Origin of the sequence: Veillonella sp. ZSJB6 (genome assembly GCF_051549505.1) — a bacterium.
Lineage (GTDB): Bacteria > Bacillota > Negativicutes > Veillonellales > Veillonellaceae > Veillonella.
In genome coordinates, this window is sequence record NZ_JBPUGE010000002.1 from 324,441 (window position 1) to 348,843 (window position 24,403).

Consider the following 24,403-nt stretch of genomic DNA (forward strand, 5'->3'; position numbering starts at 1 on the left):
GATTAGTTCTGATTTTAATGACTATATTATAACGTCAATGTTTAGTACGAGAATTATACTCGACCTTCATTAGGGTTGTTATATGCATCTTTATCGATAGTGCCCATAATTTTATCTACTACGAGAGCATTTGTTAAGGAACCAGATACGTTCAAGCATGTACGACCCATGTCGATCAATGGATCGATAGCAAGGATTGGGCTGATGGATGTGAAGTATGCACCAAGACCTGTACCGCTAAGGGATACAGATGCAGCCATTGTAGCTGTACCAGGAACGCCTGCGATACCAACGGAACCGATAGCGATAACGATAACACTCATAATATACATAGTCAAATCAAATGGGATACCCGCCACGTTAGAGATGTACACAACAACAAGTGCTGGGAACACGCCGGCACAACCTTGCATGCCTGCAGTAGTACCGAAGGATGCTACTGTATTTGCTGTTGTAGCATTTACGCCAAGACGTTTTGTCAAAGTTTCAACAGTTAATGGCAATACGCCCATAGAGGAACGGGATGTGAAAGCTAACAAGAGTGGAGCTTTTGCTTTTTTGAAGTATGTAATCGGGTTGTAACCGAAGCTAGCAATCAAGATAGCTTGAACAACGAACATAATCAAAAGGCCAACGTAAAGCAATACTACGAATAAGCCCATATCTAAGATAGCTTGCAAACCACGTGTTGCTAATGTAGATGCCAATAAAGCAACTACGCCGTAAGGCATAAGACCGATAATGAAGTCTGCAACCCAGGAGATTAATTGGTGAAGCTCATCAAATAGCTTAGTGAAGATTTCCATGCTATTTGTGCCTGTTTTCTTCAACAAACGAGCAACACTACCCAAGATGATAGCAAATACTACGATGCCGATAACATTTGTTTCGGCTGCAGCTTGAATTGGGTTACTTGGAATCAATGCACGGAATGTATCAACCATTGGTTTGATTTCACGAATCTTTTTACCAGATTCAACAATATCAAAGCCTTGACCTAAGCCGAAAGCATTACCCAAGATAAGGCCAACGATAGCAGCAACAGCTACCATGCCAAGATTTGTAGAAACCATGGCAACTACTAATTTCTTAAGATTCGCACCTGCTTCCATGTGCAAGATAACATGTACAATGGAGATAAATACAATAGGAATAACAAGCATGCGGATCAAATCAATAAAGCCGCCCCCTACTAGAGAGAACCACTTCGTACTTTCCTTGATGTATACCACTTTAGAAGGATCATCTGGGAAGCCTGCAATAATTTGAATAGCAATACCAAGTACGGCACCAACAATAGTACCAATAATAACGAGATTACCAAAGGATGTGCCCTTGCGTTGCAAAGCATAAATACCGATTAACGCAAGTACAAACACAGCGATAATACCGATACTTAATGGATTGCTTAGCATGAGGTAATCTGTAAAGAATGGAATATTCATAATACACCTCTTTTAATTCATATCACAATAATAGGTTATGAACTCAGTATATCATATATCGAAAAATTTACAAGTAAAATAATTTAAATTATATAAGTTTTTCTATGCGGATTCTGCAAGTTTTATAAATATGTTAATCTCCATTGATATACCGATACCTCTGCCTTTTCAAGATGCCCTATATCACAGCAGAAAGTTACGCATATAAAAAGGTGACCTTCCATAGGAAGATCACCTTTAAATATATTTAGTTATAACACTACCTAGTTATAGGATTATCTGTTAACTAAAACGTAAGTTACTTGGATAGGACCATGAGCACCATCTACAGTAACCAACTCAATATCAGCTGTACGGGATGGCCCAGAAATCAAGCAGATATTTGTAGGGAAGTTGGATGGATCGTTGTGATAACGTTCAGCCAAATGTTCCATTGTTTGAGTCATACGCGGGTTAATTGTATCAGTGTACAATACAGCGATATGTGTAGTAGGCAACAAGCTGATAGCACGGCCAGATTCTTCACCAGACGCTTGTACTACAGTAGCAGTTTCAGCAATACCGCAGTATGGGAATGTAATACCAATATCTGCATTGGCAGTATTAGAAATACATTCTTCACGACCTTTAGCTGGATCCCATTGGAAGTATGTACGAGTGCCGCCATTATTAGCTGCATCTTGTTCGAATAATTCTTTTAATTTATATTCTTCTACTTCTGGAACACTTGGGAATACAACTTTACCGTTACCCCAGTCTTCAATAGCTGCCAAAATTGTTTCACCTAATTTATCAGGTGTAGTTTCAACGAATTTTGTACCAACACGTTGACATTGTTCCTTAAACATTGTCAAAATTTGATCTTTATTCAAATCTTTGAACATAGTTTCTTGAGGACCATGGCTGTAATCAAAACCCTCTACGAATGCAGGGCACATTTCTTGATCACGGCCTAATGCACGAGATAAACGTGCAATAAATTGTTTACGTTTAGCTTCATCCATTATTTTTTCTCCTTCTTCTTGTTCTTTTCATGTTCAGCATATAAGTCACGGAATTTTTTGAACTTCAATGTACCCATTTCTTTGGATTTAGTCCAGCCGTTCATAACTGGAACAGCTTGAGTCCATGTAGGCATATTGCCTTCTTTGTTACTAATCAAGTTCATACCGATAGCGCCAGCTTTTGTGCCAAGGTCGAATAATGTGGAGTTACCAAACATCTTAGCTGCTGCAGTGAAGATTGCTTCTTCTGCTTTTGGACGAGTTTTTTCGATGTCAGCCATAATATGACGGTGTTCCATCAATAATTCATGCAATGGAATAGCTACTGGACAGTTTTCTGTACATGCACCGCACAATGTAGACGCATATGGAAGATCGCCTGCTACTTCGTAACCTTTGAACAATGGAGTCAATACAGCACCCATTGGACCTGGATATACGGAGCCATAACCGTGACCAGAGATGTGACGGTATACAGGACAAATATTCATACATGCACCACAACGGATACAACGTAACATTTCTTGGAATGTACCACCTAAGATACCGGAACGACCGTTATCGATAATGATGATATGAGTTTCTTCAGGACCGTCTGCTTCACCAGCACGACCAGGGCCAGTCATCATGGAGAAGTAGTTGGAAATTTTAGAACCTACTGCAGACCGGTTCAACATTTCCATCATAACGTCAAGAGCTTTGAAGTCAGGAACGATACGTTCTGTACCTAAGAAGATCAATTGAGTCTTAGGAATGGAGCTAGACATACGACCGTTACCTTCGTTGGAAACGATAGTACATGTACCGGATGCAGCTACCGCAAAGTTACAACCATTAACACCTACGTCAGCTTTCAAGAAGCGCTCACGTACATAACCACGTACGAAGTGAGTCATTTCTGTAGGGTTTTCAGTGCCAGTGTAACCTAATTTTTCAGCGAAAATTTCGCGGATTTTGTTACGTTCAAAGTGAAGGCCTGGTACAACGATATGAGATGGTGGGCTCACTGCTGTTTGCAAAATGAATTCAGCCAAGTCAGTTTCGTTTACTTCGATACCAGCTTCTTCAAGAACTTCGTTCAAACCAATTTCTTCAGTTAAGATAGTTTTGGATTTAACGATCATTTTAGCTTCGCGTTCACGAAGGATATCTAAAGCGATTTGAGTCGCTTCTTTATCGTCGAATGCAAAGTGAACTTTAGAACCAGCTTTTTCAGCGTTTTCAGCAAATTGGTTTACATAGTAATCCAAATTATTAAGCACGTGATCACGAAGCTTAGCTGCTTCTGCGCGGAAATCTAACCATTCAGGAACGTCCGCAACTACTGTATTACGTTTATCATAAAACACGTCTTGTGCTTTTTTGATAGCTGCAACCTTGAAATCGTCAGCCAAACATTCTTTTATACGTGTTTTATAGGGGCGATTGTCATATATAAGTGCCATGTCGTCTCCTCCTTAACGGCAGTTTAAGATTTCAGCAATATGCATTACTTTGATACGGCGATCGATTTCGCCTTCTTTGTGAAGACGGTCAAGCATACCAGCGATGTTCATCAAGCACGCTTGGTCAGAACCGGAAATAACATTGGCACCTGTACCAGCGATTTCCAACGCTTTTTCGCGTGTCATAACTTCACTAATTTCAGGGTTCTTAACGGAGAATGTACCGCCGAAACCACAGCAACGGTCTGCACGTGGTAATTCAATCAAGTTGATATCTTTAACATTTTTAAGGAGTTTGAATGGAGGTTCTTTAACGCCCATCAAACGAGTAACGTGGCAAGAAGTATGGTATGTAACGGATTCGTTAAAGCGTGCTCCAACGTCTTCTACACCTAATACGTCAGTAATGAATTGAGTGAACTCGTAAATTTTGCCGCTCAATTTTTCTGCACGTGCCAACCACTCAGGTTGATCTTTCAAGAAATGATGATATTCATCACGGATTGCAAATGCGCAAGATCCGGACATGCTGACTACATATTCAGCGTTCTCGAAGCATTCGATTGTATTCTTAATTGCATCCATAGCTGCTTCGTTGTAACCAGAGTTAGTGAACATTTGGCCACAACATACTTGTTTCTTAGGCACTACGAGCTCGCAACCTAATCTTTCAAGTACTTCTACACCAGCCATGCCTACATGTGGGTAGAACATGTCAATCAAACACTGTTGGAAAAGATGAATTTTCATATTATCGTCCTCGTCTTTTCTAGTACTTAACCTAATAAAAAATTTTGATATGTATGTGTTATGGCAAGAATTCTAGTGAAAGTTTTTCAATAATTTTCTGCCCGAAACATTACTTATGCTTTCAAATAAATATTCAAAAGCTTTATCGATATAATTATAAATTAATCATATAGAAAATGTCCAAAGGATTGCTATATTAGTATGTACCCTTTTATTTCTCATATCGTTATGACTTTTTGTAATAATAAACATTGCATTTTATCACATATACCTACTTATTTATAAATGATTCTTGTGAAAGTCCCGTAAACTCTAGATTTTGGGAATGTTTATCATTTTGTATCCTTCAATGGTTCTCACATCGTTATTTACCTATAATTCATTGAATATTTATATAAATAGGCTTTAAATTTCAAATTCATGTAATTTTTATCCTTATATATTACATTTTCTTATAGTAGTGTATAAATTTAAAAAGTGTTATAATTTATTTTATATAAGTATAGTTTGAAAGGAGCCTTTTCAATGAAACTAAATAAATTATCTTTATCCTTGGCAATTACATTGGCCCTCGGTTCCACATTCGGCATGGCTCACGCCGAAACAACTGCGGCGCACGCAAAAGCCGAAGTATCTAATGTTGCTACAAAAACTGATACTGCAGCTAAAACTGATGTTAAACGTGTAGATACATCTGTAAAAAATGACGCTAAACGCGTTGATACGTCCGTTAAAAACGATGCTAAACGTGTTGATACATCTGCTAAAAATGATGCTAAACATGCAACTACAGTTGTAAAACATGATACTAAGCATGCTGATGCATCCGTTAAACACGATGCAAAACATGTTGATACATCTGCTAAAAATGATGCTAAACATGCAACTACAGTTGTAAAACACGATACTAAACATGCTGATGCATCCGTTAAAAACGATGCTAAACGCGTTGATACATCCGTTAAAAACGATGCTAAACGCGTTGATACATCCGTTAAAAACGACGCTAAACGCGTTGATACATCTGTAAAAAATGATGTTAAAGAAGATGCTGCTAAAGTAGAAGGTAAAAAAGCTATAAAAGCTAAAGAAAACTTACCTGCTGGTGTATATCCTGACACTAAAGACAACTGGGCTCGCGATGCTATCCAAGCAATGACACAAGCTGGTTACCTTTCTGGTTACGCAGATAACACATTCAAACCTAGCGCTCAAATCACTCGTGAACAAGCAGCTGCTATTTACGGTAAAGTATTACAACATAACTTAAATGAACAAGAATTAGCTGATATTGTAACAAAAGAATCTTCTACATCCTACTCTGACGTAGAAGCAGATCGTTGGTCCAGCTCCGCTATCAAATTAGTAAGTGCTGCAGGCGTAATGGAAGGCACATCTAAAACAGCTTTCACACCTAGCAAAACTATGGACCGCGAACAATTCGTAGCATCCGCAGCAAGCTTGGCTAAGAAGTTAAACCTTTCTACACCTGTAAAAACAGAAAAGGTTACTTTCAAAGACGAAGCTAGCATCTCCTCTGCTTACTTGGCAGACATCCAATACATGGCACAACGTGGCATCGTAGCATCTGGAGCGACTGAAAACTTCAACCCTAAACAACCTGTAACAAGAGCACAAGCGGCAACAATCTTGAACCGTATGCTTAATGGTGCTGGCCTTGCAACACCAAAACATACTACAACTGAAGCAAAAGCTGAAACAGCTGTAAAAGAAGATGTAAAAAAAGCTGATACAGCAGCAGAAAAAGATGCGTCCAAAGTAAGCAAAGATGCTAAAAAAGATGTAGCTAAAGCTGACAAAGCCGTAAAAGCTGATGCAAAAAAAGTTGAAAAAGACGTAAAGGGCAATAAAAATGCCGCAGTAGCTCAAAAAACTGAACCTACTCGCACAGTTCGTCCTGTTCGTCGCAGCACGTTAAAAGCACTTGATCAAAAACAACAAGCTGCTTTGGAAGATAAAGTATTCGCTGAATTGAATAAAACATACAAAACAGAAGATGCTTTCCAAGATTACGGTGTAATGTACTGGCGTGACAATCAATTGCACGTAGCTTTGAAAACAGATAGCGATATTTCCACAGTTAAAGCAAACCTTGCAGCACGTGGTGATTCCACTGTAAATAACTACGTTGTAGTTGAACCATCCCAATACAGCCAAACTGAATACGATGCAATCGATGCGAACTTCCGCAACTATTACAATAAAAACGAAAAAGCTGGTACAATTCTAGCTACATTCCCAGATGTAGAAAACAACCAACTTTACGCTGTTGTAACAACTGCATCTAAAGCAACTCAACAAGGAATCTCAAAATTATTCGGTTCCAAAGTAAAAATGACAGTAAAACGCTAATCGGCGTTCACTCAACTAGCCAAGGCAGCGTATACGCTTAGTATTACGCTGCTTTGTTTATATCACTATGCATGCCTTATTATTCGCTATATAATGAATATAGATTTTATTGTTAGTGAAAGTTTATATTCTGGGCTATCTAGCGTTAGCCTTTACCATAATTAGGAAGGATTTTTATGTACAAGAATACCCCTTACGCATTACGTGCCCTCGTTCTCGGCACATTATTAGCTACAACAGGACTTGGCTTTGCTTCTGCAAATACTACAACTCAGGCTACTACAACTACAGCAGCATCCACAAAGGTTAAAGCACCTAGCGTAGCCTCCACACAAGCGAGCACTACAAAAACAGATGCTTCTAATGTAGCAACAACTAAAGCAGAGGCTCATAAATTTGATGCCGCTAAAGCTGCTACTCCTGTAGTTGTAAATACATCTATTGGTATGCCACAAGACATTCAAAAAATCCGTGCCCACATCTTCTCCGATGTGCCTAGCGATTTCTGGGCTGCCAATTCTATCAGTACTGTAACAAAAGCAAATCTAATGAAAGGTTATTCTGACGGTACATTCCGACCTAATCAACCTATGACTCGTGAAGAAGTTGCTGCCCTCTTCAACAACATCACTGATGATGGTACTGCAGCATTCTTATCTAGCAAATTTAAAGATATTACATCCGACCGTTGGTCCGCTCTCGCTATCGAATCTGTAGCGCGCAAAAATATCATCAGCGGTTATGGCGATAACACATATAAACCTGAAAAATATATGTCTCGCCAAGAATTTGCTGTAGTAGCAGACAACTACATTCACTACTTAGGATACACAACAGAGGATCCAACAGCACTTGATAGTATTGCTTATGGGGACCAAAAATTCGTAGCTCCTTGGGCTCAAGATGCAGTTCGTGAACTTGCATACCTAGGCTTCACAAACTACGCTCCTGGTACATTATTTAACCCTGAAAAATATGTAACACGTGCTGAAGCTGCTGAAATTGCGTATCGCATGACGCAAACAGAACAAGCGCTTGCATTCCACAACACATTGTTCAAACAACAAGTAGAAAATAAAACAGCTACTATCATCGACAAAACATTAGGCTATGGCAACGACTTCACAAAATTCCGTCAAGACGGTGCCCTCTTCTGGGATGGCGGCAAATTACATGCGTCTTTAACAGATAAGAAAAAAGCAGAGGCTGTTGCTCATGCAATCTCTGAAACACAAGATCCTCAACTTGAAAGTGCTCTTGTTGTATCTCAAGGCAAATTAAATCAATCACAACTTGAAGATTACCAATCTGACGCTATTGATTTATACAAAGCAAAAGAGCCAAAAGGTAACATCATCTCCATCCGTCCTAACGACGACACAAGCGCTCTTATCATTACAGCTGACTCCGTTCAAAAGGACACTGTAAAAGCTTTCAAAAAGAAATTCAAAAACAATGTAGTCGTAGAATTACCTCAACCTGAGACAGTAAAACCGGATGCAGCAATTCAATTCCCATTGCCTCCACGCGTAAACTACTACGACACAACAAACAAATAATTAAATAATCGCAACGATAAAAAGCCGTGTTCCTACACGGCTTTTTGTTTTACCCTTATTCCAATATCTTATAAGCAAATTATTAAGCATATAGGATAATCCTCATGTAAAGCTAAATAGTAATCTTCCTTTATATTTTAATTGCTATAATACAAAAAAAGAACCGCCCCCGAAGGAGCGGTTCCTCTCACAATAAAACAGCTGTTACTATACACACATAATCGAATTCACACAGTTCGATTATTTTTTTGTCACATCATTTTGGCGGTCACGTAAGTTACCAACTGGTACATATACGGTACCTGCACTATGGATTGTATCCACGTCTTGTTGTAATACCATTACAACAGAATAATCATCAGTTGTGTAGAATTCAGTAGGCATTTTATCGATATTTACTTCGCCGCCCAATTGATTTTTCACATCTTGATTATTCTCGATAGCATTCACTAATTCTTTTTTGTTAAGACCACCAAGGTCATACAAGGATAATTGACGACCTGTTGTAGTGTTGAATGTGAAGCCTTTTACATAGTTGACGCCATTAGCATCACGATCACGCATTGTGTACGTATGAATCAATACACTGAAAATACCATTTTTATCTGTTTTAACATCATAGTACATAACTACATTTGTTTTATCAGCTTCTTTGGCATTCAATTTTTCTACGTCGTTTTGTACTTTAGCAACGTATTTTTTGATAGTCATATTGATTGCTTTTTCTACAGTTGGACTGACAGATTTAACTGTTGGGAATACTAGATCAAGATGATCTGTAGTGGATTCCACTGGAGATACAGCCACCTCTTTGCGATCCATGTAACGGTCCGCATTTGGTGCTACCACTTCAACTGCATTGCGATCAACTTTTGTTGCTACAGAGCGTAACGCACGGTTTTGCTCTGGTGTAGCAGTGCTAGAAATACGATATGTTAAATCGTTACGATTTACTTTATTCGTATCAGCTGGAGCTGCTTGTACTGTAGCAGTGTCTTTAGTTACAGGAATTTCGCTTGCTGCGAAGGATACCACTGGCAACGCAGCAGCCATCATGATGAGTACAGACTGTTTTAATTTCATTGTTTACCTCTTATTGTTGTTCTTGCTCAGCTTTCATTGCTAAAGCTTCTTCTTTATTGAATTTGTGTGCTACAACGCGACGAACAAGGTATAAACCAGCGAAGATGAATGCAAGCAATCCTAACCATTGTGCTGTGCTTTCAAATTGAGGGCCTACTAATTCAAGTGGAGATTCACCACCACCAGTTGTAACAGACAATACAATAATAACAGCTATGATTACACCAATCAAGCTTTCACCAACAATCAAACCAGAAGCGAAGAGAACGCCACGGCGGTTAGATTGTTCAACATCGTACTCAGCGAGTTCGCCAGCACGCATTTTAGCACGAGCTACTAGGTAACGGCCTACAAAGTAGCTAATGAAAGAACCTAAGATAAGAGGTACTTCCAATGTTGGAGGTAAGTAAATACCCATACCAACTGCCAATGGAGGCAATGTTAAAGAAGCTGTTGTGCTCTTAAGAATCAAGTTAACGATGATTGCTACTACGCCAACACCAACGCCGATCAAGATGTAGTTCCAATCCATGCTGGAGCTGAAGATACCTTGAGCAATTGTAGTCATCAAAGTTGCTTGTGGTGCGGATAATGCAGCATTAGGATCCATTTCAGCACGTGGTAACGCACCTGTAAAGCCATATGCTTGGTAAAGCAAGTTAAGAACAGGAGCAATTGCAACTGCACCAGCTACAGAGCCAAGTAACAACGCAATTTGTTGGCGCCAAGGTGTAGCACCAACGAGTTGACCTGTTTTCAAGTCTTGCAAGTTATCATTAGAAATAGATGCAATAGCAATAACTACGGATGTCATGAAGATAGCCATAGCTGTAGCGAATTGTACGCCTGCTTCTGTAGCGAACAAGTTATTTTCAGAAGCGATGAAGTACACCACTAAGGAAGAAATAATAGTCGCTAAGATACCAATACCAGAGATTGGAGATGCAGATGTACCGATAAGGCCTGCCATGTAACCACATGCAGCAGCTACGAAGAAGCCGATTAGCAATGCTACAAGAACACCTACGATAACAAGTGTCCACATTAAGCCTGCGCTAATAGGTACTGCAGATACGAAGTCCCAGAATGTAAGAACTAAGCCTAAAAGAATGATACCGAACACGATGATAACAGATTTTGTGCTCATATCTGTATCCATACGATGTAACGCACGTTCAGAGGAACTGCTGTTCATGGATTTAACAGAAATTTTCATACCTTCGATGATAGGTTTGATCAATGTAATCAAAGTCCAAATCGCTGCGATACCGATAGCACCTGCACCGATGAAACGAACTTTAGATTTCCAAACAGCCATTGCAAATTTAGCTGTAGCACCACCATCTGGAGCAAGCATGTTAGTCAAGTAAGGTACGAAGCCAGCCCAAGCGATGAGTACACCAACTAGGATAGCGATACCAGAAGCGATACCGATAAGATAACCAGCACCTAACAATGCTGTAGAGAAGCCCAATGGAATTTGAGTAATACCTTTGCTACCTACAGGAAGCCAGAAGCTCATGCTGTCCCCAAGCACTTTAAAGCCGTTCGCACAAAGACTGATAAGACCAGCTACAAAACCACCGGATACGATATCACTCATACCAGAGCTAGATTGAGGGCCTTGACCACCATTGTGGGAACCAACCTTCAAGATTTCTGCTGCTGCACGGCCTTCTGGATATGGTAGATCACTATTTACTACCATGGCACGACGCAATGGAATAGTGAATAATACACCTAGAGAACCACCGCATGCGCAGAGCAAGAATGTTTGCCAGAATGGGAAACCATTCCAATAGCCAAGCATAAGTAGACCTGGCAAGATAAAGATGATTGCGGACAAAGTACCGGCTGCGGAAGCCTGTGTTTGTACCATGTTGTTTTCAAGAACGTTAGAATCCTTGAAGAAACGTAAAATTGCCATTGAAATAATGGCTGCCGGAATGGATGACGAGAATGTCAAACCAACCTTCAAACCGAGGTATACGTTAGATGCTGTAAAAATAACAGTAATTAATGCACCAAGTAGCATCCCACGTAGTGTCAGTTCCGGCAGATGAAGGTCATGGCTCATAAAGTCATGTTTCATAAGTACTTACCTCCTCTGTGAAACTAGAGCTTACAACAATATAATAAGCTACTTCCATTTTATCGTGTTAAAGCGCTGATTTCAATATATATGCGATATTTATAATGTATACATGTTTCATTAGACCATTAACAATGTAGAAAAAGGCAACAGTCCAAAAGCCTCCAAAGCCACCTACTCCGCTACGCGGGGCCGCTAAGTCGTTTTTGGACTGTCGCCTTTTCCCTCTCAAATCAATCTTCTATGAAACATGTATACAGATTAAATATAAATCATCGCATATATATTGGGAGAAGGGAAAAGATGTATATGCACAAATCGCATATACACCCTCCCTCTATATGAAAATAGAAATCATTCTCTTTTATCCTGTACAAATATACAGGATTTTATATAATTAAAGTACCGACGATAAGGTCGGCATGTCTTTTAAGGAGGTTGTAAACATTATGGAAACAAGAATTGAATATGATTCAATGGGACCAGTCGAAGTCGACGCTAGACGAATTTACGGACCTCAAACGCAACGCTCATTCAATAACTTTAAGATCGGTGACCACCGCATCCCTATTGAACAAATCAAAGCGCTTGCGCTTGTCAAAAAAGCATGTGCTTTAACCAATGTAAAATGTGGCGCAGTAACTGAGGAAAAAGCGAAACTCATCGCTCAAGTAGTAGATGAGATCGTGGAAGGCAAATGGGATGATGAATTCCCATTAACAGTATTCCAAACAGGTTCTGGCACACAAACTAATATGAATGTGAACGAAGTAATCGCTCACCGGGCTAAACAGTTAGATGAAAGCAATCCGCTCCATCCTAACGACGATGTAAACCGCGGCCAAAGTACAAACGACACATTCCCTACGGCAATGCATATCTGCGCATACTTTGAAATTACAAAACGCGTCATCCCTGCATTAGACGGCCTTATCGCATCCTTCGAGAAATTGCAAGATAAAGGCAAAGGCTTGCAAAAAGTTGGTCGTACACACCTACAAGATGCTACTTTCATCATGGTAGACCAAGAAATTAGTGCCTTTGTAGAAGGCCTAAAAACCGCCAAAACGATGCTTGTACAAAACGCTGACCACCTACTCGACGTAGCCCTCGGCGGTACAGCTGTTGGTACTGGTGTAAACACACCTAAAGGCTATCTAGACGTTATGGAAACTGTATTGCCAGAGGTAACAGGTGCGCCATTCCGCGTTAAGAATAACAAATTCCAAGGCCTATCTTTGAAAGATGCTTTTATGATGGCTCACGGTGCACTTAATACGTTAGCGACTACACTATTCAAAATCGCTAACGACGTTCGTTTCTTAGGCTCTGGCCCTCGTTGCGGTTACGGCGAATGGCATCTTCCTGAAAACGAACCGGGCTCCTCCATCATGCCAGGCAAGGTAAATCCTACACAATGTGAAGCCTTAACCATGGTATGCGCCCAAGTATTCGGTCATAATACGACTATAACACTCTGTGCAGGTAGCGGTGCGTTCCAATTGAACGTGTACATGCCTATCATGATCTATGATTTTGTTGAAAGCTGTCGCCTCCTCTCAGACGCTATGAACTCGTTCACAACACACTGTATCGACGGCGTAGAATTTGTGCCTGAAAAACTCAACTTCTTCGTAGAACAATCCCTCATGATCGCTACATCCTTAACACCATATATTGGCTACGACAAGAGTGCTAAGGTTGTAAAAGAAGCGTATAAACGCGGTTGCTCTATCAAAGAAATCATCTTGGAAGAAAAACTCATGACTGAAGACGAATTTGCTGAAGCAGTTCGCATGAAATAAAATCTCTCTCATCTCTATGATATATCTATAACATCCTCTCATACCTCAAATGAACGGAAAATAAAAGGACGTAATAGTCTTGAAATCTTCAATAATACTTATTACTGAAGAATAGACTATTACGTCCTTTTTGTTTTATATGTCTTATAGCAATATTTAATTTAAACTAATGAAATTCTATAATAATGCACCTTTAAAAGCATCATTTTAAGCATAAAATATATTCTAATCAAAAAGACACCTTATGCTACCCGCATTCATTATAATGATTTGAATATATTTCTATCCTCTTCACTAATTTGGTTCAGATCATCTTTTATAGATATAGATTTACCATAAATACGCTTTAAATTATTAATCCTATCAGTATCCTCTATTATACTAACAGTATCATAAAATGAGTAATTGGGTATCTTTAAAATATCTGTACCTATTGGTGTTAATAAAATCCTAGTATAACCCGATTCCCCTTTTACATATAAATATGGAAATACAACCTTATGAGAAATTTTAGAAAATTCCAATCTAGTTTTATATGTGCTATCCTCTAGCATTCCACCAAACACAATTCGATAGCGACCTAAACTATAAGAATCTACTAGTTCGGTATGTGTCCCATAAAAATTTAAATAAATTATACTAATTCCCACTAAAAAACATATGGCTAATATTTTATATATTGGAATCCTTATATTATTCATGATATCTTACCTCATTTATCTTAAGCTCTGATACGATATAGTATCGGGACTTTCTATCTTTAATCTTATATTAACTTATTAACTTTCAACAAAATTAGAGCAGCCATTATGTAAGCAAAAATAAAAAGAACTACATACATCTGTTTTTTTCTAGCCCATTCATAATAGCGACTACGAGGTGGCTGTTTTAATAGTACAGCTAACACCAAAATAGGCTGTAAGAACCACACCAACACAATTGGCACAGCTATGTAATCTAAGAAATAAAACATGCTAAACAGCATAAACGGATATGTAATAATTGCTGACCAGGAAAGAACTTTCATAAAACCATAATCAGAATTAGCAATTAAAGATACTAATAATGGTGAAAGCTTTTTCCTTAATAAGATTTTATAAATAAGCCAATATAAAGTAATCCAAGAAAAAACGATAGCTTCTAAAACTAATGGTAAATGAATATGCACAAATGCTAACCTCTTTTACGACTTAAATAGTTATAAATATAGTTCCATACCACATAGGTCAAAAAGATTACAATATATGCAGTAACAAAAAAATAAAAATCGACTTCATCCTCAATCATTTCAGGATTTGTAACAATAGTAAAAGGGATAATTATAAGAAAGAAAAGTACAACGCCCCTCACAAAATAATTATAGATTTTTAAAAACATATACCTACTCCCATATAAAAACTATATTTTCACAACACAATAAAATTTTAACTCTAATATATCACAATTATTATATAAGTTCATATAATAAAAAGAGGTATTGTATCTTCATATACAATACCTCTTTTTGTTTGTATCCTATGTTTTTCTAATATTTCACAAGGTTTATAGTCATTACCAGGATCAAAGAGATGATAAAAACCATCTGTTTCGTATTTAGCAGTTCATAGGTCTCGTTAAATGTATCATTCTTGAATGCTTGTATTATCAGTATTTCTTGCTTACTGAATTCCAGGTATATATCTAAATGGCATCCAATTGCCACGAGTATTGCTATTTTGAGATATCCTTTATATATATCCGCTGTCGTGGCGTGAATGAGAGAGATATCAAATAGCATAAGCACAATAATACATATAAGAATTTTATGGATAAAGGATGTATTATACATGATTGTATCCCTATAATGAGCTCACTTTTATTCTAAGGAGCTCACCTTTACGTCTAAGCTACTCCGTCAAAGAATGTAATGACTGTAATTTCTCGTGGGCAGTTGATACGGATTGGGAACCAGTGTCCTGATCCATTATTAACGTAGCACACGCTTTGTTCTTCTACATAGCGACCTTTTGTATATGGTGTGCCTGTTGGTACCAACGGCATGCCCATAAAGACGATTTGACCACCGTGAGTATGACCAGAGAGGGTCAACGGAATTTTACGTTCAATGGCTTCTTCAAAGAATTCAGGGTGATGTGCCAATAGGATAACAAAGGCGTAGTCAGGAATACCAGATAAAGCCTTATCGATCATAGCTTCACGTTTTTCTTTTTCCCGATCATTGTCGTATGCAACACCAGCAATGTATACAGGTTGCTTACCACCCATAATTTGAATATTGCTATTCACAAGGATGTTCATCGGTGTATTGTGTTTCAATTCGTCTAGTACCTTATTCACATCGTGATGGTACTCATGATTGCCCAAGATGAAATCGACACCATCTGGGATTTGTTTTGCAAAGGTTGTCAGTCTTTCACAGACTTGTGGTAACCAAGCGATTTTATCGATTAAATCACCAGTGATGACAACGCGATTAGGCTTTTCTACAAGGGCTAGCTTTAAAATTTCATCAAGGTCATCTAAATCGATGCTTGGCCCAACGTGGATATCACTGAGTTGAACGATTTTATAGTCCTTTAACCCAGGCGGTAAATTCGTATAACCGAAGCTTTCATGAGTGACCTCAATCTCATGTTGACCTACATAGGCTGCATAGCTAGAACCACCGATTGTTGCTAACGGCACCACTGTTGCTGCCGTTCTAAAGAAAGCACGACGGCCTGTTCTATTTTCCTCTGGCATTTTGCTCCAAATCTTATTAACCGCCCAGTATAACAAGCTGAGAACGATGAATACAGGAATAGCCAAGAATAAGCCAAAGAGAAAACCGTAGCTTTCAGTACGGAACATATTCATCAACGGATAATACATCGTTCCATATAGATCTACTTGATTAAGTATATAGTATCGGATAGCAGCGAACCACCCACCAATAATGATTATATAGCCCACCCAGGCAGGCCATTTCTTTTTAGGCTTCCACAAGTTGAGGAATAGAGCCCAAAATCCTACCAATCCTATTACGAGGATAGCAGAAAAAATGATATTAAATAGAATTCTCATTCATTGCTCCTACAAATTATTTTGCAATCTCCGTCAATTTGCCATGAGGACCTGCCCAAGCATAATCGGCGAACTCATCGCGCTTGATGAGCATCCAGTCCTTTGGCAATTGCTTTTGGATAGCTCCGATCGTTATATTCTTAGCATCTCCTACGTACGTCAAATCGCCGCGGAATGCTTTCATGAACCATTTTCGATGAGAGAAAATATGTGTTATCTCTTTTACTAATACTGGTTGCAAGGATAATTCAAAACCTAGGTCCTTTACTAAAGCCTCAAGACCTTGTTCCCCTTCGTCAAAGGCAGATACCATTTCCACAGATGGGAATTCCCACATGGATCGTAACAGTCCACGGTTAGGACGTTTGTGCAATAAATAATAGTCTTCATATTGCAAGATTCCCACAAATAGAGGCACCTCTACTACCTTCGTTTTCTTGATGCGTACAGGTAGTTTGTCAGTATCCTTATGTTGATACGCTTCGCACATGTTTACAATAGGACATTCTCCACAGCGTGGAGTTTTTGGAATGCACACGGCAGACCCAAAGTCCATTAAGGCTTGGTTAAAGTCACCAGGTCGATCGTGAGGCAATGTTTCCTCTACAATAGCAGTTATGGCCTTCTTACCTTTCGAACTCAAAATATCATCAAAGATGCGATATAAACGAGCATAAATGCGCAGTACATTGCCATCTACAGCCACCTCTGGTTCGTTGTACGCCATAGATAGTACAGCCCCAGCCGTATAGGAACCTACGCCCTTCAAGGACTCCATAGTCTTGCGGTCATGAGGCACGATACCACCGTAGTTTTCCACGACGTCCTTCACGCCAAGGCGCAAATTACGAGCCCGGCTATAATAGCCAAGACCTTGCCAAGCGTGAACAACCTCATCTTCACTGGCCTTTGCCAAATCCTCTAAGGTTGGAAATAGGCGCATCCAATTATCATAATAGGGCTTCATCGCCTCAATGCGTGTTTGTTGGCTCATCACCTCGGAAACCCAAACCTTATAAGGATCTCCACAATCGCGCCACGGTAAATCCCGCTTATTCACATCATACCACGCTAATAGCTGTGGCACCCACTTGGGGCTCTTTTTATCAGTCATATTACCTCTTAACCATTAATATATAGATCAATGCGCGCCAAGTGTTCACTTTCAAGAACGGTATCGACGATGGTTAAATCCATTTTATCTACAGAGCTATTGTCTCGGCCAAATACGATAGGCCCTTTTAATTTCTTACCTTCTAGTAGCATCGGCAACCATTGGCGGTCACCATCCCACATGTGCTCGTAGGGAATTTCGTCTACTGTCAGCCAATGAGGCTCCATTTCGTCAGTTTCCTCTACATTGCCTGTGAAAGTACGCAAAAAATACACATAACCTACATGTGTTAAGCTTTCATCAAAAGGAAATTGAAAGTCAAAAGCCGCTACACATTCTAAATCTTCTGGGCGACCATGAAGGCCAGATTCCTCAAACAACTCACGGATGGCGCAATCTCGGAAGCTTTCACCAGCCTCGAGTTTACCACCGAATCCATTATATTTATCAGCCCCGAAACCGCGTTTTTTACGACCTAGCAATATACGATTTTGTTCATCAATAGGAAATACAAGCGTCGTCGGTTTCATAGAGCCTCCTTAATCATTTATATAATACCCTATTATTATACCATTATTTCATGTACGAATGGGCTAATTATGGTATGATTAAGAGTATAGATTTTCTTACGAGGAAGGAGGCACATGATGAATAAACCACTACGATTTAACATCGCACTAGGGCGCACTAAGCCTGTTAATATTCGGAACGAAGAAGTGCGCTGCCCCTTCTGTGATCGTTCAAAATTAACGGATATCCTAGATACATCGGGTCATATCATATGGCTCATGAACAAATATCCTGTACTAGATAAAACATGGCCTACGGTTATTATTGAAACAGAAACGGACGAAGGCGAATTTTCCACCTTGCCGGCTGACGAAGCAGCTCGTATTCTCCAATTCGGCCTTGATAAATGGCGCGAAACACGTGAACAAAAAGAGTTCAAATCCGTATTATTCTTTAAAAACCATGGCTATATGTCGGGTGGTTCCATTCGTCATCCTCACAGCCAAATCATAGGCCTTGAAGATTACGATTACCACGAAGATATTACAGCTCAAAATATGGAAGGCTGGCTCTTACACGAGGATCAAGATGTACGCATTACCTTGTCCACGCAGCCTATCATTGGCTTCTTCGAGTACAATATACGCTTTAAACCAGATGCACCTGTACGCTCCGTAGCGCTAAGATTACAACAAGTATTGCGGTATGTATTGCGCAGCATTGCCAATTACAGCCAGTCCTATAACTATTTTGTATATAATCTTGAAGACGGCTACGACTACATCAAGGTAGTAGCCCGTTATGTCACAACACCACTTTACGTAGGTTACAAAATTCCTCAAACTTGCGACGAGGAACGAGCTGCAAAAATCATTCAAGACATTGCGCCGTACTTCCACGCCTCTAAATAGTTTGATTATACAAATTTTGTCTAAATAATTTTGATATATTTGAAAGGATGTTTATGAAAGTATTTGCCATCGGCGACCTCCATCTATCTGGCAATCCTCCCACAAAGCCGATGGATATTTTTGGTCCTCACTGGGATAATCACTGGAGCCGCATCAAAGAAGATTGGGTGGCCCGTGTGACAGATGATGACATCGTCTTTCTCGTAGGTGACATGAGTTGGGCCCTTCGACTTGATGAAGCGGCTTGCGATTTACAAGAAATTGCATCCATGCCCGGCAAAAAGTATATGATTCGCGGTAACCACGACTACTGGTGGGCCTCCGCTAACAAGATGAGAAATCTCATGGGTGATGCTATCACCTTTTTACAAGGCCATGGTACAGCACAGCTTATTCAAACAGAAGAAGGCCCTCGCATTATTGCCTTTGGTGGAACACGGGCCTACCTCTGCCCTGGAGACTCCCATTTCACACCAGAAACAGACCAATCTATTTACGATAGAGAGCTAATGCGCACCGAAGTAGCACTGCAAGAAATGGATGCAGCTGTGAAAACACTAATAGAAGAAATCACAGCTGAAACTAAAGAGGATACAACCGGTTCTGAAAGGACAGAGCCATCAACAATAGACATACACAACACACCAGTAACAAAACTGTTATTGTTGCACTACCCTCCGTTCAATGAGTCCTACAATCCTTCAGGCTTTACAGCACTCATGGAGACATACAATGTAGATACTTGTATCTTTGGACATTTACACGATCAAATATCCTTTAAGCGGATTCCAAAGGAATTTGGTTCTACTAAATTAGAGCTAGTGTCTGCAGATTACCTAGACTTTAGACTGAAAGAAATTATGTAAGGAGAGACCATGAGTCGCATTCATAAAGAACATTTACAAGCGGGATATATCTTTGGTGATACTATCAACCAAGAATATATTTACTTGCCCTCTGGTGAGGTAGGCACTGACCATCCTTTGGCTGTCCTTGAAACACCGACAAAGCGTGAGGATATCACATTGGACGAAGCGGTCCACATGATTGACACATTAACACTAAAACGTTGTAGCCATCCTACACTAGGGAAAAAATCATTTTAATAACAAATAGATTATAAAAGCACATTAATAACAAGAAGCGGATAGATATGAAATCTATCCGCTTTTTGTATTGGCTTATACATTTTTTAGATGTTCTATAAAAGGATTAGCCTAAGAATCCACCATGTCCCATGCGAATGCAGTCTTCTTTAGTAATTTCATCATTTGCTACAAGGCGTGGCAAGATTTCATCAAATGCCGTTGGTTTGCTAAATAATACGCCACCTGGAACGCCAAGAATCGGTGTACCATCAGCACAGTAAGCAATACAAACCATAGAACCTGGCAATACAGGTAATCCGTATGTCACTACGCGATCTGCATAGCGTTTAATGGCGCCCGGTGTTAAATCGTCAGGGTCAACGCTCATACCGCCGGTACAAAAAATAATATCAGCACCAGCTGCTTTTACCTTGTCGATAGCCGCCACAATATCGTCTGTATTATCCGTTACGATTTCATGGGCTACTTTATTTACACCAAACTCTGCACAACGTTCCTCAATGATTGGGGTGAAAGCATCTTTAATACGGCCTTCAAATACTTCGGAACCTGTAGTAACAATGCCCATTGTTTTGCGTACGAATGGTTTTACATTAAGTAAAGGCTTGCCATTAGCAATTTTCTTTGCATCCTCCACTTGTTGTTCCTCTAATAACAATGGAATACAACGCATGCCCGCTAATTTATCGCCTACTTTCACCGGTGTATTATTAAATCTCGTTACGATAGTAAGCTCGCCAATGCTATTAATAGCATGTAAGCGCTCTACATCAACTTTAAAGAGACCGTCTACGTCCGCAATAGCTTCGATTTTACCTTGCGCCATAGGTCCATCGTGCATATTTTCGCCACCTGCCATATTGTACAAAGCACGTGCCACGTCCTCTTCGTGCAAGAATCCTTCATCCTCAGGCTCCATCACAAAGATATGCTCTTTACCAAGGTCTAGTAATTTCGGAATATCCTCTTCCGTAATCACATGGCCACGACGGAATGGTGTATCTTTCACCTCTCCTATGACAATGCGTACTAAATCATGTATTAATGCATGCCCCACGGCATCTTGTGTTCTAATGGATTTCATAATATCTCCCTTTATAATCTAGAATTCTATGTAATGTATTATACTCAAAATTTTCTTCAAACTTTAAATTCTGAATTCTATACAATGTATATTCTAACAATTCTATGTATCTTACCAAATAATCATATAAAAATAGACGTATTTATGCTGTAACTCAAGTCACCTTATTGGCCAAGATCAGATCGCACAGAGTATACGCGCAAGTAATACACCAATCCAGCAAAGGATTAAGCCCCCTACAACTTGTACAAACCCATAGAATAAAGCTTGTACATAGGACTCAGACATCATTAGTTGTAGCATTTCAAAAGCAAAGGTAGAGAAAGTTGTAAATGCGCCTAGTCCACCTACAACGAGGAAAAATCTCGCCCACTGTGGCAAATCTGGCTTTTGCATATATAGCCCTAATACGAGTCCAATAATGAGGCAACCGATGAGGTTTACTACAACCGTTCCATACGGAAAGGAACTCACCTTTGTCATAACCCATTCACCGAGAGCCATACGGCATAAAGCGCCAACGGCTCCACCGAGGGCAACTGCGATATATTTTTCCATATTGCCTCCTCTATTAACAGTACCATCCTACGATTTTCACAGTTCGTGTAATTATCTGAAATATCCGATAATTATCTAGTTTTCTATATTAGTCAATCACCAACAGTCTCAGTATACTATATTTAGAGAGTAGGGAAAAGGAAGGAATCCCTATGAAATCTGCATCGACACCACTAACTGAGCTACGGATCAACACCTACGAAGATCCGGTTTTACAGCATCAGTATGTTTGTTTAGGCCATAAAATTGCCCATATTCGCATGTCTCTAAATATGTCTCAATATGAGCTAGCACATCAGGTTGGCATTAGCCGCAGTTATTTGAGCAAGCTAGAGTGTGGCACGGGCATATCTGGCATGTCCTTAGAGATTTTGTTTAAAATCGCTGAAGCATTCCAAATTGACGTAGCTCAACTCGTAAGGCTGCGCATCGTAGATTATAAAAGCTGTAATGCGCATCTTTCATCACACTACAAACGATTAGAGTTTCTAAATCATACGAGGAACAGTACACCAGCTAAAGCCGAGCCAAAACTAAGTTAAATTAATCAAATACTCTAAAATCGATCCTACAGAAAAAGCCCCGCCAACGGCGGAGCCTCTCATATAGCATGCCCAACAAAAGACATTATACTTCATTAAGTTTTTTGTGTTGCACTTCTGCATTTGCTTTTTTGAAGATAAATGCATTGTTAATGTGCTGACGCATAGCAGTTTCTGCTGCCACTTCATCATGACGCTCAATAGCATCTACGATATGATCATGTTCATCGTCGCAATCATGGGTACGCACTGCGTTAAAGGAGCTAATGTACATATCGCGGTTAACGCGTTCACGGAAGCTCGCTAGGTATTCTACAACGCGTTCATTACCAGAATAATGCGCAATCATAGTATGGAAACGACTGTTTACTTCAACGCGTTCTGTAGCTTCTTCAATTTGATGCATTTCTTTACAAATTTCACGCAACTCTTTAATTTGTTCATCAGTCGCATGACGGGCACAAAGTCGCGCCCCAAGACCTTCCATTACTTCACGCACTTGATACAATGCAATAATCTCTTCAGGAGTATCCGCCTTTACAGTAACACCCTTCCAAGGAACAATAACTACGAGATTATCTTTAGCCAATTTACGGAATGCTTCGCGAACAGGTGTAGCACTTACTTGCAATTGTTCTGCAATTTTTACTTCGTTAAGCTTTTCTTGTGGCATCAATTCGCCTGTTAAGATAGCTGTTTTTAATGTTAAATAAACTTGTTCACTAAGCGGTAATCTTTCAATGGAGTCCACAGCGGACAATTTGTATTTATCTTTAGAATCTTGTCGTCCCATTAATATCCCCTAATCTTATATCCCCTCAACTCATTCGTACTTTCAAAGAACGGCTAAAATGAGTATAATATATTGTACGATATATTTTGTATTTTGAATAAATATGTTATATGTGATTTAGTACATATAGTATAATTATAGAGCTCACATCTAAGACTGTCAATTTAACGATAGATAATAGCTATATCTCATTTTTGAAAGTAAGGAAGTTGTACCATGAGCCGTTGTTTAGTTATCATAAATCCTGTATCAGGTGGCGGTGCGGCACGTCGCTATGCCCTCGATTTACAATGGAAATTGAGCACCTTGTTTGAAACGATTGAGGTCAAATTCACTACTGGTGAAGGCGATGCTACACGTTTCGCAAAGGATGCTTGCGAACGCGGATTCGATGCTGTATTCTGCATGGGCGGTGACGGCACCGTAAATGAAACCGTTAACGGTATTGCCCAAGGTGGCTTTAAATCTACCTTTGGTTTCATTCCTGTTGGTACTGTAAACGATATGTCTCGTGCCCTTGGTATTCATCAGAATCCAACACAGGCGATCAAACGTATTGATATCAACCAAACACGTACCATTGATATCGGTCGTTGTAACGACAGATATTTCTGCAATAATATCGCAGCCGGTGTTATTCCAAAGGTAATCGAAGAGGTTACCCCAAAGGAAAAGAGCATCTTAGGCCCTCTAGCCTACTTCTTACGCGCAGGGCAAGCCTTATTTACAACAAAGGACTACACATACCGCATCAAAACAGAGAATGACGATTTTATCTGTAAATCCCCACTCGTTCTTGCATTGCTCACCAATGTAGTATCTAGCTTTGAACGCTTCATGCCGGAAGCATCTGTAGATGATGGTTATATGCGCATCATAATATTCAAGGAATACTTCATCCTCGATATACTAAGCGTATTGCCGCTTATCATTAGTGGTGCCATCTACAACTCCCGTTATACAACAACACTAACCGTGAAAAAGGCTCATATTGAGTTATTATCTAATATCGGTGATTTACCTACTAATATGGATGGCGACCAAGGCCCATCCATGCCAGTAGATATCGAAGTATTGCCACGGGTTCTAAAAGTATTTGCCCCAGCAAAACACAAAAAGAAAAAGGCTTTGAATTTGCCTATACTACCACATATTTAATAAAT

Annotated in this window: 22 protein-coding genes; 8 read left to right on the plus strand and 14 right to left on the minus strand. The window is 39.6% G+C overall.

Translation table 11 applies throughout. The features are described 5' to 3' along the window. Window positions 1-53: 53 nt before the first annotated feature. The 4 genes from ACSV5T_RS04175 to ACSV5T_RS04190 all read right to left on the minus strand — a co-directional run bounded on the left by ACSV5T_RS04175 (window position 54) and on the right by ACSV5T_RS04190 (window position 4,644). The gene (locus tag ACSV5T_RS04175) at window positions 54-1,445 is read right to left on the minus strand and encodes a cation:dicarboxylate symporter family transporter (RefSeq protein WP_298632178.1); all 1,392 of its coding nucleotides are present in this window, start codon (window positions 1,443-1,445) and stop codon (window positions 54-56) included. A 275-nt stretch (window positions 1,446-1,720) separates the two neighbouring features. After that, window positions 1,721-2,449, minus strand: a complete 729-nt coding sequence (locus tag ACSV5T_RS04180) for a LutC/YkgG family protein (RefSeq protein ID WP_438320346.1) — start codon at window positions 2,447-2,449, stop codon at window positions 1,721-1,723. After that, window positions 2,449-3,894, minus strand: a complete 1,446-nt coding sequence (locus ACSV5T_RS04185; protein WP_298632182.1) for a LutB/LldF family L-lactate oxidation iron-sulfur protein — start codon at window positions 3,892-3,894, stop codon at window positions 2,449-2,451. Before ACSV5T_RS04185 ends, ACSV5T_RS04180 begins: the two co-directional genes overlap by 1 nt. A 12-nt stretch (window positions 3,895-3,906) precedes the next feature. Continuing rightward, on the minus strand, window positions 3,907-4,644 hold the full coding sequence (locus tag ACSV5T_RS04190) for a (Fe-S)-binding protein (RefSeq protein WP_105093659.1): 738 nt from the start codon (window positions 4,642-4,644) through the stop codon (window positions 3,907-3,909). Window positions 4,645-5,169: 525 nt separating this feature from the next. Here ACSV5T_RS04190 and ACSV5T_RS04195 point away from each other — a divergent pair. Both ACSV5T_RS04195 and ACSV5T_RS04200 read left to right on the plus strand, forming a co-directional pair. Continuing rightward, on the plus strand, window positions 5,170-7,017 hold the full coding sequence (locus ACSV5T_RS04195) for an S-layer homology domain-containing protein (protein WP_438320347.1): 1,848 nt from the start codon (window positions 5,170-5,172) through the stop codon (window positions 7,015-7,017). A gap of 176 nt (window positions 7,018-7,193) precedes the next feature. Further along, a complete protein-coding gene (locus tag ACSV5T_RS04200; RefSeq protein WP_438320348.1) occupies window positions 7,194-8,576 on the plus strand; it encodes an S-layer homology domain-containing protein in 1,383 nt (460 codons plus the stop codon). A gap of 240 nt (window positions 8,577-8,816) precedes the next feature. On the opposite strand, the gene ACSV5T_RS04205 is transcribed toward ACSV5T_RS04200, so the two are convergent. After that, complete coding sequence (locus ACSV5T_RS04205; RefSeq protein ID WP_295199267.1) at window positions 8,817-9,659, minus strand: hypothetical protein; 843 nt, start codon at window positions 9,657-9,659, stop codon at window positions 8,817-8,819. Between the two features lie 10 nt (window positions 9,660-9,669). Then, the gene (locus tag ACSV5T_RS04210) at window positions 9,670-11,751 is read right to left on the minus strand and encodes an OPT family oligopeptide transporter (protein WP_438320349.1); all 2,082 of its coding nucleotides are present in this window, start codon (window positions 11,749-11,751) and stop codon (window positions 9,670-9,672) included. A gap of 449 nt (window positions 11,752-12,200) precedes the next feature. On the opposite strand from ACSV5T_RS04210, the gene ACSV5T_RS04215 reads away from it, so the two are divergent. After that, window positions 12,201-13,556 carry a class II fumarate hydratase gene (locus ACSV5T_RS04215; protein ID WP_438320350.1) on the plus strand — a complete coding sequence of 452 codons (1,356 nt, stop codon included), beginning with the start codon at window positions 12,201-12,203 and terminating at the stop codon, window positions 13,554-13,556. Between the two features lie 260 nt (window positions 13,557-13,816). Here ACSV5T_RS04215 and ACSV5T_RS04220 read toward each other — a convergent pair whose 3' ends face one another. The 5 genes from ACSV5T_RS04220 to ACSV5T_RS04240 all read right to left on the minus strand — a co-directional run bounded on the left by ACSV5T_RS04220 (window position 13,817) and on the right by ACSV5T_RS04240 (window position 18,263). Then, window positions 13,817-14,257 carry a hypothetical protein gene (locus ACSV5T_RS04220; protein WP_438320351.1) on the minus strand — a complete coding sequence of 147 codons (441 nt, stop codon included), beginning with the start codon at window positions 14,255-14,257 and terminating at the stop codon, window positions 13,817-13,819. Window positions 14,258-14,322: 65 nt separating this feature from the next. Then, window positions 14,323-14,724, minus strand: a complete 402-nt coding sequence (locus ACSV5T_RS04225; protein ID WP_438320352.1) for a hypothetical protein — start codon at window positions 14,722-14,724, stop codon at window positions 14,323-14,325. Window positions 14,725-15,437: 713 nt separating this feature from the next. Further along, the gene (locus tag ACSV5T_RS04230) at window positions 15,438-16,619 is read right to left on the minus strand and encodes a metallophosphoesterase (RefSeq protein WP_438320353.1); all 1,182 of its coding nucleotides are present in this window, start codon (window positions 16,617-16,619) and stop codon (window positions 15,438-15,440) included. Between the two features lie 16 nt (window positions 16,620-16,635). Next, on the minus strand, window positions 16,636-17,733 hold the full coding sequence (mutY, locus tag ACSV5T_RS04235; protein WP_438320354.1) for an A/G-specific adenine glycosylase: 1,098 nt from the start codon (window positions 17,731-17,733) through the stop codon (window positions 16,636-16,638). 8 nt (window positions 17,734-17,741) lie between these two features. After that, window positions 17,742-18,263, minus strand: coding sequence for an 8-oxo-dGTP diphosphatase (locus ACSV5T_RS04240; protein WP_438320355.1), 522 nt, complete (start codon window positions 18,261-18,263; stop codon window positions 17,742-17,744). 117 nt (window positions 18,264-18,380) lie between these two features. Here ACSV5T_RS04240 and ACSV5T_RS04245 point away from each other — a divergent pair, with 117 nt between their 5' ends. From ACSV5T_RS04245 to ACSV5T_RS04255, 3 genes are read left to right on the plus strand one after another with little or no spacing between them, the layout of a single operon-like run. Further along, entirely contained in the window at window positions 18,381-19,154 is a 774-nt protein-coding gene (locus tag ACSV5T_RS04245) for a DUF4931 domain-containing protein (RefSeq protein WP_438320356.1), read from the plus strand. Between the two features lie 53 nt (window positions 19,155-19,207). Continuing rightward, the gene (locus ACSV5T_RS04250) at window positions 19,208-20,020 is read left to right on the plus strand and encodes a metallophosphoesterase (protein ID WP_438320357.1); all 813 of its coding nucleotides are present in this window, start codon (window positions 19,208-19,210) and stop codon (window positions 20,018-20,020) included. A gap of 9 nt (window positions 20,021-20,029) precedes the next feature. Continuing rightward, window positions 20,030-20,260: a hypothetical protein gene (locus ACSV5T_RS04255; RefSeq protein ID WP_005385164.1), complete on the plus strand. Its 231-nt coding sequence runs from the start codon at window positions 20,030-20,032 to the stop codon at window positions 20,258-20,260. Between the two features lie 106 nt (window positions 20,261-20,366). Here the strand turns inward: ACSV5T_RS04255 and ACSV5T_RS04260 are convergent, their stop codons facing one another. Continuing rightward, complete coding sequence (locus ACSV5T_RS04260; protein ID WP_213467318.1) at window positions 20,367-21,347, minus strand: molybdopterin-binding protein; 981 nt, start codon at window positions 21,345-21,347, stop codon at window positions 20,367-20,369. 177 nt (window positions 21,348-21,524) lie between these two features. Next, window positions 21,525-21,905: a fluoride efflux transporter CrcB gene (gene crcB / locus ACSV5T_RS04265; RefSeq protein WP_295782247.1), complete on the minus strand. Its 381-nt coding sequence runs from the start codon at window positions 21,903-21,905 to the stop codon at window positions 21,525-21,527. Between the two features lie 152 nt (window positions 21,906-22,057). Here crcB and ACSV5T_RS04270 point away from each other — a divergent pair, with 152 nt between their 5' ends. Then, window positions 22,058-22,447 (plus strand): helix-turn-helix domain-containing protein, encoded by a 390-nt coding sequence (locus tag ACSV5T_RS04270; protein WP_438320358.1) that lies wholly within the window; start codon window positions 22,058-22,060, stop codon window positions 22,445-22,447. An 85-nt stretch (window positions 22,448-22,532) separates the two neighbouring features. Here the strand turns inward: ACSV5T_RS04270 and ACSV5T_RS04275 are convergent, their stop codons facing one another. Then, window positions 22,533-23,240: a GntR family transcriptional regulator gene (locus tag ACSV5T_RS04275; RefSeq protein ID WP_119209183.1), complete on the minus strand. Its 708-nt coding sequence runs from the start codon at window positions 23,238-23,240 to the stop codon at window positions 22,533-22,535. Window positions 23,241-23,456: 216 nt separating this feature from the next. On the opposite strand from ACSV5T_RS04275, the gene ACSV5T_RS04280 reads away from it, so the two are divergent. Continuing rightward, window positions 23,457-24,398: a diacylglycerol/lipid kinase family protein gene (locus ACSV5T_RS04280; RefSeq protein ID WP_156719570.1), complete on the plus strand. Its 942-nt coding sequence runs from the start codon at window positions 23,457-23,459 to the stop codon at window positions 24,396-24,398. Window positions 24,399-24,403: the final 5 nt, after the last annotated feature.

What these genes read in the sequence shown, in the direction of transcription:
- ACSV5T_RS04280 (WP_156719570.1), top strand. Translation starts at nt 23,457, where the DNA reads ATGAGCCGTTGTTTAGTTATCATAAATCCTGTATCAGGTGGCGGTGCG.
- ACSV5T_RS04230 (WP_438320353.1), bottom strand. Translation starts at nt 16,619, where the DNA reads ATGAGAATTCTATTTAATATCATTTTTTCTGCTATCCTCGTAATAGGA.
- mutY (WP_438320354.1), bottom strand. Translation starts at nt 17,733, where the DNA reads ATGACTGATAAAAAGAGCCCCAAGTGGGTGCCACAGCTATTAGCGTGG.
- ACSV5T_RS04260 (WP_213467318.1), bottom strand. Translation starts at nt 21,347, where the DNA reads ATGAAATCCATTAGAACACAAGATGCCGTGGGGCATGCATTAATACAT.
- ACSV5T_RS04275 (WP_119209183.1), bottom strand. Translation starts at nt 23,240, where the DNA reads ATGGGACGACAAGATTCTAAAGATAAATACAAATTGTCCGCTGTGGAC.
- ACSV5T_RS04210 (WP_438320349.1), bottom strand. Translation starts at nt 11,751, where the DNA reads ATGAAACATGACTTTATGAGCCATGACCTTCATCTGCCGGAACTGACA.
- ACSV5T_RS04180 (WP_438320346.1), bottom strand. Translation starts at nt 2,449, where the DNA reads ATGGATGAAGCTAAACGTAAACAATTTATTGCACGTTTATCTCGTGCA.
- ACSV5T_RS04175 (WP_298632178.1), bottom strand. Translation starts at nt 1,445, where the DNA reads ATGAATATTCCATTCTTTACAGATTACCTCATGCTAAGCAATCCATTA.
- ACSV5T_RS04215 (WP_438320350.1), top strand. Translation starts at nt 12,201, where the DNA reads ATGGAAACAAGAATTGAATATGATTCAATGGGACCAGTCGAAGTCGAC.
- ACSV5T_RS04205 (WP_295199267.1), bottom strand. Translation starts at nt 9,659, where the DNA reads ATGAAATTAAAACAGTCTGTACTCATCATGATGGCTGCTGCGTTGCCA.
- ACSV5T_RS04255 (WP_005385164.1), top strand. Translation starts at nt 20,030, where the DNA reads ATGAGTCGCATTCATAAAGAACATTTACAAGCGGGATATATCTTTGGT.
- ACSV5T_RS04190 (WP_105093659.1), bottom strand. Translation starts at nt 4,644, where the DNA reads ATGAAAATTCATCTTTTCCAACAGTGTTTGATTGACATGTTCTACCCA.
- ACSV5T_RS04250 (WP_438320357.1), top strand. Translation starts at nt 19,208, where the DNA reads ATGAAAGTATTTGCCATCGGCGACCTCCATCTATCTGGCAATCCTCCC.
- ACSV5T_RS04195 (WP_438320347.1), top strand. Translation starts at nt 5,170, where the DNA reads ATGAAACTAAATAAATTATCTTTATCCTTGGCAATTACATTGGCCCTC.
- ACSV5T_RS04200 (WP_438320348.1), top strand. Translation starts at nt 7,194, where the DNA reads ATGTACAAGAATACCCCTTACGCATTACGTGCCCTCGTTCTCGGCACA.
- ACSV5T_RS04220 (WP_438320351.1), bottom strand. Translation starts at nt 14,257, where the DNA reads ATGAATAATATAAGGATTCCAATATATAAAATATTAGCCATATGTTTT.
- ACSV5T_RS04245 (WP_438320356.1), top strand. Translation starts at nt 18,381, where the DNA reads ATGAATAAACCACTACGATTTAACATCGCACTAGGGCGCACTAAGCCT.
- ACSV5T_RS04185 (WP_298632182.1), bottom strand. Translation starts at nt 3,894, where the DNA reads ATGGCACTTATATATGACAATCGCCCCTATAAAACACGTATAAAAGAA.
- crcB (WP_295782247.1), bottom strand. Translation starts at nt 21,905, where the DNA reads ATGGAAAAATATATCGCAGTTGCCCTCGGTGGAGCCGTTGGCGCTTTA.
- ACSV5T_RS04270 (WP_438320358.1), top strand. Translation starts at nt 22,058, where the DNA reads ATGAAATCTGCATCGACACCACTAACTGAGCTACGGATCAACACCTAC.
- ACSV5T_RS04240 (WP_438320355.1), bottom strand. Translation starts at nt 18,263, where the DNA reads ATGAAACCGACGACGCTTGTATTTCCTATTGATGAACAAAATCGTATA.